This window comes from Algoriphagus aurantiacus (genome assembly GCF_035156405.1).
In the GTDB taxonomy this organism is placed as follows: Bacteria; Bacteroidota; Bacteroidia; order Cytophagales; family Cyclobacteriaceae; genus Algoriphagus; species Algoriphagus aurantiacus.
The window spans coordinates 434,568-447,406 of sequence record NZ_JAXRUT010000001.1; the positions used below are offsets into that span (position 1 = coordinate 434,568).

11 protein-coding genes are annotated in these 12,839 nt (G+C 40.4%); 3 read left to right on the forward strand and 8 right to left on the reverse strand.

The genetic code is table 11. The annotated features are described in order from the left end of the window. Positions 1-34: 34 nt before the first annotated feature. On the forward strand, positions 35-2,890 hold the full coding sequence (locus SYJ56_RS01800) for a TonB-dependent receptor (RefSeq protein WP_323831825.1): 2,856 nt from the start codon (positions 35-37) through the stop codon (positions 2,888-2,890). A gap of 157 nt (positions 2,891-3,047) precedes the next feature. Further along, a complete protein-coding gene (locus SYJ56_RS01805) occupies positions 3,048-4,121 on the forward strand; it encodes a BF3164 family lipoprotein (protein ID WP_323831826.1) in 1,074 nt (357 codons plus the stop codon). Between the two features lie 94 nt (positions 4,122-4,215). Here SYJ56_RS01805 and SYJ56_RS01810 read toward each other — a convergent pair whose 3' ends face one another. From SYJ56_RS01810 to pyrF, 5 genes are all read right to left on the reverse strand, one after another. Beyond that, the gene (locus tag SYJ56_RS01810) at positions 4,216-5,073 is read right to left on the reverse strand and encodes a nucleoside phosphorylase (RefSeq protein WP_323831827.1); all 858 of its coding nucleotides are present in this window, start codon (positions 5,071-5,073) and stop codon (positions 4,216-4,218) included. Positions 5,074-5,081: 8 nt separating this feature from the next. Further along, positions 5,082-6,050: an oxygen-dependent tRNA uridine(34) hydroxylase TrhO gene (gene trhO / locus SYJ56_RS01815; RefSeq protein ID WP_323831828.1), complete on the reverse strand. Its 969-nt coding sequence runs from the start codon at positions 6,048-6,050 to the stop codon at positions 5,082-5,084. Positions 6,051-6,122: 72 nt separating this feature from the next. Then, positions 6,123-6,758 (reverse strand): acetyltransferase, encoded by a 636-nt coding sequence (locus tag SYJ56_RS01820; RefSeq protein ID WP_323831830.1) that lies wholly within the window; start codon positions 6,756-6,758, stop codon positions 6,123-6,125. Between the two features lie 55 nt (positions 6,759-6,813). Beyond that, positions 6,814-8,109 carry a DUF2851 family protein gene (locus SYJ56_RS01825; RefSeq protein ID WP_323831832.1) on the reverse strand — a complete coding sequence of 432 codons (1,296 nt, stop codon included), beginning with the start codon at positions 8,107-8,109 and terminating at the stop codon, positions 6,814-6,816. A gap of 100 nt (positions 8,110-8,209) precedes the next feature. Then, positions 8,210-9,025 (reverse strand): orotidine-5'-phosphate decarboxylase, encoded by an 816-nt coding sequence (gene pyrF / locus SYJ56_RS01830; protein ID WP_323831834.1) that lies wholly within the window; start codon positions 9,023-9,025, stop codon positions 8,210-8,212. A 148-nt stretch (positions 9,026-9,173) separates the two neighbouring features. On the opposite strand from pyrF, the gene SYJ56_RS01835 reads away from it, so the two are divergent. Continuing rightward, positions 9,174-9,596 (forward strand): hypothetical protein, encoded by a 423-nt coding sequence (locus SYJ56_RS01835; RefSeq protein WP_323831836.1) that lies wholly within the window; start codon positions 9,174-9,176, stop codon positions 9,594-9,596. A gap of 33 nt (positions 9,597-9,629) precedes the next feature. On the opposite strand, the gene SYJ56_RS01840 is transcribed toward SYJ56_RS01835, so the two are convergent. The 3 genes from SYJ56_RS01840 to SYJ56_RS01850 all read right to left on the reverse strand — a co-directional run bounded on the left by SYJ56_RS01840 (position 9,630) and on the right by SYJ56_RS01850 (position 12,768). After that, positions 9,630-10,805: an ATP-binding protein gene (locus SYJ56_RS01840; protein ID WP_323831837.1), complete on the reverse strand. Its 1,176-nt coding sequence runs from the start codon at positions 10,803-10,805 to the stop codon at positions 9,630-9,632. 75 nt (positions 10,806-10,880) lie between these two features. Beyond that, positions 10,881-11,762, reverse strand: coding sequence for a lysylphosphatidylglycerol synthase transmembrane domain-containing protein (locus SYJ56_RS01845; protein ID WP_323831839.1), 882 nt, complete (start codon positions 11,760-11,762; stop codon positions 10,881-10,883). 10 nt (positions 11,763-11,772) lie between these two features. Further along, complete coding sequence (locus tag SYJ56_RS01850) at positions 11,773-12,768, reverse strand: glycosyltransferase family 2 protein (protein WP_323831841.1); 996 nt, start codon at positions 12,766-12,768, stop codon at positions 11,773-11,775. Between the last annotated feature and the right edge of the window lie 71 nt (positions 12,769-12,839).

Here is a 12,839-nt window from a genome sequence, read left to right on the forward strand (position 1 = left end):
CTATGCGGTCAAAGAAGTAGAAATTTGCATAATTATGAAAAAAAACTACTCAGTTATTGTTCTGATTTTTAGCCTTTTAATGGGAAGTTCAGCATATGGACAGCGACCTACAGAGCAGGGCAGTCCAGAAAGAAAATTCACTGGAACCGTCATGGACGGAAGTACCAAAACTCCAATGGCTGGAGCAAACGTGCTGATCAAAACAGTGACCGATTCACTTTTGGTTGGAACAGTAACTGATGATAAGGGACAATTTGAAATCGCGAGACCAAGAATTCCTTCTGTAAAAATCGAAATCAAGTTTGTAGGTTACGTAACGATCTCAAAAGTCCATACAGAAAGAGAGCCAGTTGATTTGGGAGTATTGACACTTGAAGAAGATGCACAGGTACTTGGAGAGGTAGTGGTAGAAGGTCAAAATCAGTTAGGCGAAATGAGGGGAGATACTACCTCATTCAATGCCAATGCATTTAAAACCAAAGAAAATGGAATGGCTGAAGACCTCGTTAGAAAACTGCCTGGAATAACTATTCAAAATGGCGAAGTTCAGGCACAGGGCGAGGCAGTACAAAAAATCTTGGTAGATGGGCGGGAATTTTTCGGTTCTGACCCAAATATCGCTTTGAGAAATCTTCCAGCTGACGCAATTGATAGAGTAGAAGTATTGGATCAGCGGTCTGATCAAAGTCGATTGACTGGTTTTGATGACGGCACCTACACGAAGACTATCAATATCATTTTGAGAGAGGATAGAAAAAATGGCCAGTTCGGTAGAGCCTACACAGGCTATGGAACAGATGATAGGTACAATGCTGGAGGAAGTTTAAACCTTTTTAACGGTGATAGACGAGTTTCTATCCTAGGATTATTCAATAATATCAATCAGCAGAATTTCTCCAGTGATGATCTTGCTGGAGTCAATGCAAACGCATCAGGTGGAGGTGGTGGTAGAGGTCGGGGCGGCTTTGGCAGAGGAAATAGTAATTTCTATGGTGGAAATGATATTGGTACTATTACTACCAACGCAATGGGGTTAAACTACAGCGACAAATGGGGTTCTAAGGTCAATTTTACTGGAAGTTATTTCTTTAATAATACTCAGAATACCTTAAGGCAAATTACCAATCGCCAAACTGTGATTAATGAAAGCACCACACAGAATTATCAAGAAAACCTTATCAATTCGGTGGAAAATTCCAATCACAGAGCAAATGCTCGAATCGAAGCTGATCTGAATGAAAAAAACTCATTAATTATTACCCCGAACATTTCTTTTCAGAGCGGTAATACATTTAGTGATAGAGATGCCTTGACTTTGGCAAACGATACAGATTCACTTTCCGCACTTCGCTCCATCACCAATGCTAAGAACAATTCTTATAACATTGGCAACAACCTGACATACCGATATAAGTTTGACAAGATAGGAAGGACATTTTCTACAGATATAAGTACTTCATGGAATAACAGAGACCAAGATTCCGAGCTGTTGGGAGCAAGTGTAGACTATAATAGAAATCAATTAGACACGACGTTGCAAGATACCTACCTGCTCTCCAACGGATTCAACTATAGAGTAAATGCAACTTTAACGGAACCTCTAAGCGAAAAATCAATTGCTACTATTGGATACCAAGTCAGCAATAACAAAACTGATTCAGATCAAAAGACCAGGGTGCTCAACAATGAAAATATTGCCGTTTTAGATACTGCTTTGAGTAACGAGTTCAATAACAAATTTATCACCCAGAGAATTAGAACAGGCTATGCCTATAATAGTGAAGGCTGGAATTTGAACTTCAACCTTGACTACCAATATGCTAAAATGGACAATGAAGCCTTCTTCCCAACTGAAGGCGTATTTGTTCGTGATTTCAATAATATTCTACCGAGTGCTAATGTCAGCTATAGAAATAGAGAAACGGGCATGAACTTCCGGTTAAGGTATAGAACAGGCACAGACGAACCTTCGGTCAATCAGTTGCAAAATGTGGTAAATAATCAAAATCCGCTTAGTCTAAGCGTGGGTAATCCTACGTTGGCTCAGAGCTTTCAGAATAGCATTTTTGCCAACATCGGTAAATTCAATATGGAGAAAAACCGTAGCTTATTCATGTTTGTTAATCTTTCTACCACCAGCAATTACATAGGCAGCAGTACATACATTGCTTCACAGGATACACTGATCAACAATGAGATTTTACTGAGACCAGGAGGACAAATTTCCCAACCAGTCAATTTGGATGGCAACTTTAATAGCCGGCTTTTCTTTACTTATGGCGCACCAATCAAAGGGATTAAAACCAACATCAACTTAAATACAAGACTTGGATTTAACAGAACTCCCGGGATAATCAACGGTGAGAAAAACATCAATGACAATTTAGATATAGGCCAAGGAATAACCTTTACTTCTAATATCAGTAAGGATTTTGACTTTACTATTAGTACTACGGGGACGTACACGATAGTTAACTCCAGTTTACAAGAGAGCTTGGACAACAATTATTACATCCAAGAATCAAATCTTCGCTTGTATTATTCTCCCAATGGCGGAAAGCTGTTTGTGGGAAATACAATCAACAATAGCTTGTATCGTGGACTTTCAGAAGGATTTGATCAGTCAGTATGGCTTTGGAATATCGAGGCAGGGTACAGATTTGCAAAAAATAATAAAGCCGAGATGAAAGTGGTTATTTTCGATTTGCTCAATCAGAATAATAGCATCACACGAACCATCTCAGATGTGTCTGTGTCCGATGTTTATACCAATGTCTTGACACGCTATGGCTTGCTCACCTTCACGTATATTTTGGGCAATTTCAAACAGCCAGAGCAATCAGATCAGCCTTGGAGAGGCGGACCACCAAGAGGCGGAAGAACGTGGTAGAAGTCTGAAATATGAGTTTTGAATTACGATTTACGAGGCTGTAGAAGTACTATGCCGACTGAAATAATTCAGTCGGCATTTTTGTAATTAGTCAATTTTGATCTTAGTCTTTAAACTTGTAGTTTAACCCATATTATAAATTCCTTGATTTTTAGATATGAACAGGTTTATTCTAGTCCTTTTACTTTTTGCATTGGTTTCTTGTGAAAATGACAGTGAGCAGGGAAAATATAGAACAATTACAAAGGAAGATTTCAAAGAGATCTCAATAACCTCAGAAAAGCACTTTTTTGAGGAAGTGATAAATCCATCCAGTATTGGACTTGCCCAAGGCAAACTTTTGATCTCTGAAGCTTGGCGGGTTCCGGAAGAATTTCCTAGAATGCATTTGATTAATTCTTCAAATTGGACATATGACAAACCAAAAGGAAAACATGGACAAGGGCCATTTGAAATTACCGATGCAGAAGTCCTATATTCCCCAGATGCAGATTCATTTTGGATTTACAATATGAATAGGAGGAAATTGGCGAAATTCTCAATTCAGGAGAGTTCTTTATTGGCAACTGAAGATTGGAAATTTCCAGAACCTATGATGGATCTTTGGTTTTTAGAATTTGGACCAAATGGAAATTATTTGGGTGTTCCCAGAGAAAGCGAATACAAAATCCAGGAGTTTGATTCCAAGGGAAACTTAGTCGCTAATTATGGTGAATTTGAAATCCTAGAAGAAAGGCCTGACCTGACCAAATTGCAAATTTCACTTTTAATGACTGGCTGGTTTAAAGGTGACCCAAAAAGAGGTCTCTATGTCAGAGCTTGTCTCCGCACAGATTTACTGGAAATCTTCAATTATAAAACGAAGGAGTTTATTTCCATAACGGGTCCCGACTCAACTCTTCCTGAATTCCAATATTCTGAAAGTAAGTTTGGAGGAGCAATGGTTTTCGACAGAAATGTAACCTATCGTTACCGTGATATTGCTTTTACGGAAGACTATATATTCGCACTATACGCTGGTCATGGTCAGTTGGATTACAACGAGACAGGAATCATGGCTGAGCAGATTTGGGTTTTTGATCATAATGGGAAGCCGCTTTGGAATTTGACTTTGGATAGATCAATTATCCAAATTGTAATTAATGACGAGACCAATGAAATCTACGGACTAACTACAGACGAAGATCCTGGAATTGCTGTTTTTGCTATTCCTGAAGAGCTAATGGATTAGAAATATTGATTCTGTGAATTAGAATGATCAGGAAATTAACACAATAAAAAAGCCTATTTACACTATTCAACACCGAGCATAAAGGGTGACGTTTTTAACAATAAACTTCTAGGGCTATGCGAATCATATGATCAACGGTTTTTTCAGCTTCTTTATCAAACTCTCCACTTGGACGATTAGCCACAATTGCATTAAGACTTAGCATTCGGTGATTCAATAATTGTCCCATGGCATAATAACCCGCTGTTTCCATTTCGAAATTGGTCATTTTCAGTGATCCCAGCTTCAACTCTGCCAACCGCTCAATCATATTATCCATCTTTGGCTTTAGCCTTATTTCTCTACCCTGGGGAGCATAAAAACCAGGAGCAGTGAGCGTGACCCCACGATGAAAATCTGATGGCAATTTTTGCAATAGCTCTGTTGAAGCGGATGCCTGATAGGGCAAAAAAGTAAGCCCAAGTGTGTCCTTTACTAGCTGTGACCAATCTTGGCTCCCCTCTAGTTGGGGGTAGAACTGCATCAAAGTATCAACACCCACCGCAATCTCTGAGGCTAAAAGACTGCCAACTGGCAAATCAGGCTGCATACTACCAGATGTTCCTAATCGAATAATATCTAGGTTATTTTCAGTTGGTTTGACTGTATGTGTTTTCAGATCCACATTGACTAAGGAGTCCAGTTCCGTCATCAATATCTCCACATTATCAGTCCCCATACCTGTGCTCATCACGGTGAGTCGCTTGCCTTTGATTCTTCCGGTATGAGTTACAAATTCTCGCTTACTGCCTTTAAAATCAACTTGATCAAAGTATCTTGACACCAGAGGAACACGATCTGGGTCACCCACAGTAAAAACAAGAGAAGCCAGGTTCTCTGGCTTCAAATGCAAATGATAAATGCTTCCATCAGCATTTAATATCAATTCGGATTCTGGAATTTGTCTGCTCACGTTACAAGTTAAGCATTTGATTTTTCTTTGGCTTTACGATTCAAGCCTTTGTAGGGGTTGTAACCGTTGGTGTTTTTCTGGTAATAGCCAGTTCCATCATATATTCGTTTTCCAGGAATTTCCTTGCATTCAGTGGAGCATGAACCCTCCATTTCCCAACCGCATTCTTCACACATTGGCACATGTGCATTACATGTCTGGTTGGCACAGTTTACCATGCGATCTGAGGGAGTACCACAGACATGGCAGGTAGAAACAACCTTCGGGTTTACGGTATTTACTTCCACAGCTATTCTATTGTCAAAGACATAACATTTCCCTTCGAAATCTTCACCTCCAGCTTCCATCCCGTATTTAATGATACCTCCATGAAGTTGGTATACATCTTCAAATCCCTGCTCCAATAGGAATGCAGAAGCTTTTTCACATTTGATTCCTCCGGTGCAATAAGTCAAGACTTTCTTGTTTTTCAGGTGCTCAAGCTCTTTGACTTTCTCAGGAAAATCCCGGAAGTTATCAATATCCAGCGTTAATGCATTTTTGAATCGCCCTAGTTCATGTTCATAATTGGAACGAACATCTAAAATTACTACGTCTTCCTGGTCCTTCAATTTCTTGAATTCCTCTGGATCTAGATGCTTACCTGTATTCACATTAGGATCAAGATGTCTCAGTGCACTGTGGACAATTTCAGGCTTGTAGCGCACATGGATTTTGGTAAACGCATGCTTATCATGAGTATCTATTTTAAACTCGGTCTTGGCAAATCGCGAATCTGCATGGATATAATCCATGTATTTTTCACAGTCTTCCACCAAACCTGAAACGGTACCATTCAGACCTTCGTCAGAGATAATGATACGCCCTCGAATGTTATTCTCGATACAAAATAAATGATGCTGCTCACGATATTCCTCAGGATTCTCAATCTTGGCGTAGCAGTAATAAAGGAGGATTTGATAATTGTTGTTTTCCATAACTGTTGCCCTGTTGCGGCAGGGTGTTTAGAATTTTGGATTTGAAATTTGAAATCTCAAATTAATAGTTTCTTATTTAACTTTTGCTGCAGGATTCCCAAAGACAGTTTCATTGGAGCCGACAGTAGTGATCACCACAGATCCAGCACCTACTCGGGCATTTTTGCCAATAGTAACTCCAGCAACGATTGTAGCTCCCGAGCCAATGAAAGCCCCTTCTTCGATGGTTACTTCAGAATTGATTACCGACCCAGCACCGATTTGAACAAAGTCTCCCAGCTTAGCCTTATGCTCGACTACAGCAGCGGAATTGATAATACAATGACTTCCTATCTCAGCTCCTGCACCGATATTCACATTGGCATTGATAAAATTACCATGGCCAATGATGGCATCTGTAGAAATGTAAGAACGCTGATGGATCGCATTCACAGGCTGCACCTTACGGCGATCATTTAATAACTCTACCAAGAATTTACGGTATTTCGGATTCTCTTCCGCCACAAATGCCTCAGTCTTCTGACCGATTAGCTTTAAGAAGCCATCATCTTCAGGATTTCCAAGTACTGAAACCGTATTGATTTCTGTCCCGTGAATTTTCTCATCCTCATCCAAAAATCCAAAAACAACCACATTGTTACTATTGAATATCTCAAGTGCGGAATGAGCGATGCCTTTTGCCCCAAAAATTATAACTGGTTTTTCCATAGTTTTCTGCAATTCAGGCTGCAAAAATACAGGAATTCACTGGCTTACCCAAAAATCATTTGGATTCTGATTTGATGAGCGATTGGGCAATTTTACACTGGAGGCATTTCTTAGGTTGGCAATAGTTCTTAAAAAGCCCAATCATTCCCTGAGAATCAAACCCATTTCCTGCCGGCCAGCCATATGACTTAAATCGTCTAATGATATGGTTATTTTCCGCTGAAATCTCCTGTATTAGATCAAAGCAGCGTTCCTGCCAGTCTGGCTCTTCAAAATAACGTCCATATGCAAACCAAAGAGGGACCACATAATTAATCACCAAAAGCTCCAATACCGCATTAGAAATACCTGAACTTGCCTGCCTTTCGGAAGGCTTACCGAAACTGTAATGATACTGCCAATAATCACTAGGCTTCACTTTCAGTATTTTTTTAAAACTTGCAAAATCATGGGAATCTTGCATCACTGATTGGAGTAAATTTGGTGCGTTGGATAAAATCGCAGCTAACTGGGCAATCCTTAAAGTTGGAAAATTACTTGGCCGAACGCCCATAAAGGTCCAGTGCTGTCGCTTCATCTGGGAAACCCAACTGTATTTCTTTCGGTAAAAATCATATTCCCGAATCAAATGCTGCACATATGGTTCTTCAGATTCTACTGGCAACAACCCCGCCTGTCCTAAAAGGATAGCTTCCAAAACAGGTAATTGATCCCTATGCTTTTGAAGGATTTTATACGGAACTATAGCAGCCAATTCCCCCATGGCCTGACTATTTATTTTGAATCCAAAGCAGGTGAATAGCCAACGATAAGCAGTTTCTTCCCAATCATCAGTTGTGGACTTGAGAATTTCTAAAATCAAGGTGGACTTTTCCTGGAGCCGTTCTACCAAAGCTTTTTCCAAAGTAGAAAACCTCACAATATCAGGTGCCTCCTTTAAGCCATGAGCACAGGGTAAATCAGACTTATAATCCAGCATCCGCTCATAGTTCCTCCAGATATCCAAAAAAATCAGTCCTTTTAGCTCCATGGTTGGCATGGGAGTACCATCATTGCGAAGAACTTCCTGATCATCTTCCCAAACTACATGAAGTACCACAGAATTATATGCTGGATTTCCACCATGTGCATGCTGCTTCCACTCGCTTGCCAGTCTGTGCACCTCCACATGTCCATGAAGTATTACTCTATCAATGACCACCACCGAATCCCGGAAGTCTGGCCCCTCACTTTGATTATGAAATCCTACCTGGATTATTTTCAATTCATCACCACTCGTGGTATGAAGTTTAGCCTTTTCGAAATACTGGTATTTCCAGACTAACTGTAAAAAGTCTTCTTTGAAAGTCATAAAAGTATAGTTTAAAAGTCATGGGAATTTAACCAAAAACTAATAAAATAAAAAGCCAGTATTATCTGACTTCTTTTTCATGACCTATCATTCTCGAATATCAGAGATACCTGTCAAGCAAACTAGCCATTTCCTCTTGTAGCTTCTTCGCTTCCTGCCTTGCCACTTTTGCAAAGTCTTTTTCTTCAGAGGCGTAAATAATCCCACGGCTAGAATTCACCAATAACCCACAGCTTGAGTTCATGCCAAATTTAGCAACATCGCCTAAGCTTCCGCCTTGGGCACCGACTCCAGGAACCAAGAAGAAATTATCCGGCACCACTTTCCTTACCTCTCCGATCAGATCTCCACGAGTTGCACCCACCACGTACATCAGGTTTTCAGGAGTACCCCATTCTTGGCTTTTCTCCAGAACCGTCTGATAAAGAGGCTTGCCATTTTCGTCTTTGATAAGCTGGAAATCCATTGAGCCTACATTGGAAGTCAATGCCAAAAGTATTACCCATTTATCCTCAAACTCTAAAAACGGCGTTACGCTGTCCGCTCCCATATATGGCGCAACCGTCACAGAATCGAAGTCCATTTTCTCAAAAAATGCTTTGGCATAAAGCTTAGATGTATTCCCAATATCCCCTCGCTTTGCATCTGCAATTGTGAAAATCTCCTTTGGGATAAGTTCTATAACTCTCTGAAGCGTCTCCCAACCGGTTGGCCCCAAAGCCTCAAAAAAGGCAATGTTTGGCTTATAAGCCACTGCATAATCCGCAGTTTCTTCTATAATTTCTTTGCAAAAACTGTAGATCGGATCTGATTCACTTTTCAGGTGAGCAGGAATTTTATTGATATCTGCATCAAGACCAACACACAAAAAGGATGATTTTTTCTGGATTTGGGAGAAAAGCTCGGCTCGGGTCATGGATTTTGCGGGTTTTGGCAAAGGTAAGGAAATCAGAATTAGTTCGGAAAATTCAATTCCAAGTGTATTCAAAGGGAAGTTCTACAAGAGTATTATACTCTATTTTCTGTAGCTTTTCAGGATAAACATTTATAGACTTTATGTACAAATGAATTCAACTCTTGTCAAAATCATCGTTCTGCTGTTAATGCAATTCATTTTTACGTCAGTAGTTTATGCTCAAAATATCTCAGGATCATGGAAATGGGTGGACAGCCCAGAAGATAGAACTTTCGATGTCACTATTTCCAAACCCAATCCAAAAGACGGCAAGTTGGCATCTTACGATTTTATTGGAAAGCATTGCGGACTGTACTACAACGGAGGCAGAATAGACTGTGCTGAGCAAGTATCCATTTTTCTGAAAAAAGAAAGAGACAACATCTTCACGGGAGCGATCAAAAGTGCTTATTCTGAAGAAATCTTTGAAATTCGCATAGTTTATACTCCGAAAACAGACCAAATCAATTGGCAGGTAATCAAAGGACAGGGGCAATTTTATTTCCCTCGTGACGCCATTTTAGAAAAATAACACTCCCACTTGGAAAACAGGAAAAGGAAGGAGTCAAAAGCCTTCCTTCATTATTCTCATAAATCCTGCTAAACCTATAGCGTGCGTATTTTCTCCCAACGGAAATTCATCCTTGCCAGCATAGATAAAATAGCGATGATCAGCCGAAATATCTTCCACCGCATTCAGAAAGCCTTTAGACAGCTTCGGGCTCAACGTCCGCTTGATTTCTATCGCCCAGACTTCTCCGTTCAGACTCAAAACTAAATCAAGCTCTGCTCCGCCAGTTGTCCTATAAAAGCCATAATCAGCACCTTTAGGCAAAATTGAAATAATATTTTCGATGATAAATCCTTCCCAACTTCCGCCTACCACAGGATGTCCCAGCAGGTCATCCAGTTTGGTTAAGTTCAATAAAGCATGTGTAATTCCAGAATCCCGGATGTAGATTTTGGGAGACTTCACCAGTCGCTTGCCCACATTGACTAGCCAAGGTCTGACAGAACGAATCAGCAGAAGATCTTCAAGTATTTCCACATAACTTTTCACAGTCGGAGAAGTCAAATCTAGACTTGCTCCAAGTTTGGATAGATTGATCACTTGTCCTTGCTGATGGGCGAGCATAGTCCAGAGTCGACGCAGACGGTTGGCAGGCACAAACTGCGCAATCTGCGGGATATCTCTTTCCAGATAGGTAGTGATGAAATTACCACGCCAAGTCATGCTTGATCGATCAGAACTCGCAAGAAAACTGTCTGGAAAACCTCCACGCAGCCATAGTTTTTCTACATGTCCTTCTATCGAATCCACTTCCATCACATTGAATCCGGGGAGTTCTTCATAGGCAATTCTTCCTGCCAGTGATTCGGAGGATTGCCGGATCAGGTCCAAAGAAGCGGAACCTAAAATCAGAAATTGGCCAGATCTAAAACCTTTCTTTCTCCTTCGATCTATCACGCCACGCAAAAGCGGAAAGAGGTCAGGCATGCGCTGGATCTCATCCAAAATAATCAAACGACCTTCATGCAGGTCAAAATACTGCTCTGGCTCAGCAAGCTTGCTACGGTCTGAGGGACTTTCAAGATCGAGGTAAATAGACTGAGGATCGATGGTTTCCACGAGCTCTTGCGCCAAGGTAGTTTTACCTACTTGCCGTGGACCCAGAATCGCTATAGCCGGAAAATCAGGCATCAATTCTTGCAGTTTCAAAAACAAATCTCGTGCAATCATCCTTGCAAATTTAAAATCAAATTTTAAATTTGCAAGGATAAATTTTTATTATTTAATTGAAAAGCAGCTGATTACCTATTTTTCATAGAAATCAATTGTCACACTCGACCCAATCAAAGAAACTGCTGCGCTAATCAAGAAAAATATTAAGCTGAAAGCTACTGCAATAGCTTCATCTATCCCAGCATACGTATGTGCATAGACGAAAACTAATTCTCTAGCTCCTACTCCGCCGATAGTCAATGGCAGCACTGCGACGATAGAGGAAAGCAAGAAAACCAGTTGATAGGCAAGAAAATGTTCAGTCACGCCAAGACTTTTCAGGATAAACCAAGCACATACCAACTGCGCTAGTTGACCAGCCATAGACCAGCCGTTCGCTTTCCAAAAAGATGGCAGAAATGCTTTGAACATCAGTTTTTGAATCAGCCAAAAGATTGGAAACACCAGCAAGGCTGCGAGTATTACCAAGAGATCCCAAGGAATTTGCGAAGCAAAAGGCAAGCTTATATCCACTAAAGGAATCAATACAAACAACAAAAATACAATTGCCACCAAACCACCTAAACGATCTAAAAGAGAAGCTTGTACAAGCGATTTGACAGGAGTACGGTAATGCTTGTTTAGCAAATACACTTTATAGCCATCACCTCCAATACCCCCCGGAAGAAAGAGATTGTAAAACATTCCGATCAGGTATAGCTTAATATTGATCTTTTCGGAAATATATAAACTGATGTTCTTGAAATAAAGATTGAGGCGAAAAGCAGTAAACAATTTACTCAGCACAAAAATCAAAACCGCAGGAATGAGCCAAATCCATTGAATGGTCTTGGTGATTTGCCAGAGCTGATCCGTGTCTATCTTTCGAAAAACCAGAAAGAGTGCCAGCCCAGTTAAAACCAGTTTTAAGGCAGTTGTTAATTTCTTTTTAAGAGAACTCTCTTTATTCGCCAAAATTCAATTGCTAGTTGGAATCCATCTTATCCTTTGGAAGAGTTTGCAACTCCACCAAAGGCTCTTGGATGCCCTGATAAACAGTTTTGATGGTATAGGTTTTTTTATTCTGTGATTCAAAATAGGTTCGGACAATGATCTCCGCAATAATCCCTGTGGTGACGAATTGAATACCACCCAAAACCAAAATAAATCCAAGAATCATAAGTGGTCTCCCCCAGATATCCTCCCCCAGAAGTTTCAGGATTAACAAATAGAAATTGATCACTATGCCGACCATAAACGCTATCAGACCGATTCCACCAAACAAGTGAATCGGGCGCTGAAAGTACTTTTGAAAAAACAGCATCAATATCAAATCCGACATCACTTTGAAGGTACGGCTCAGTCCATACTTAGACTCACCGTGGATTCTAGGATGATGCTTCACGTCGACTTCAGTCATTTTGGCACCTTGCTGTTTCGCCAAAACAGGGATAAAACGATGCAATTCTCCATAAAGTCCCATGCCCTGAGCGATTTGGGCTTTGTAAACTCTAAGCGTACAGCCATAATCGTTCAAATACACTTTGGTGGTATTGCGTATCACCCAATTGGCAACCTTACTCGGTACTTTGCGGAGAACAAAGCCGTCTTTTCTGTCGGCTCTCCGCCCAGCTACCACATCCCATTCCTCATCGATTGCTTTTTGTAGCATTACAGGAATATCGGTAGGGTCATTTTGCAGATCGCCGTCCATGGTTGCAATATATACCCCAGTTGCCATGTCTATTCCAGCTGCCAACGCGGTAGTCTGTCCATAATTCCTATTGAAAATAATCAGCTTGGTTTGGCTATTTGCATATTTTTTTACTTCTGCTACAGTGGCGTCAGTAGATCCATCCTCAATCAAAATCACTTCATAATCAATTGTTTCCAATGCGGAATAAGTAGCTTCCAAAAGAGGTTTGATGTTCTCCTCTTCATTGTAAATAGTGATTACTACAGAAATAAGTGGCTTGGACATGCTATAAAATTTTATCAAAAATACGGTAAAATACTTCCTAGGACAAAAATCTAAGATGGCTTTCGGAAGCC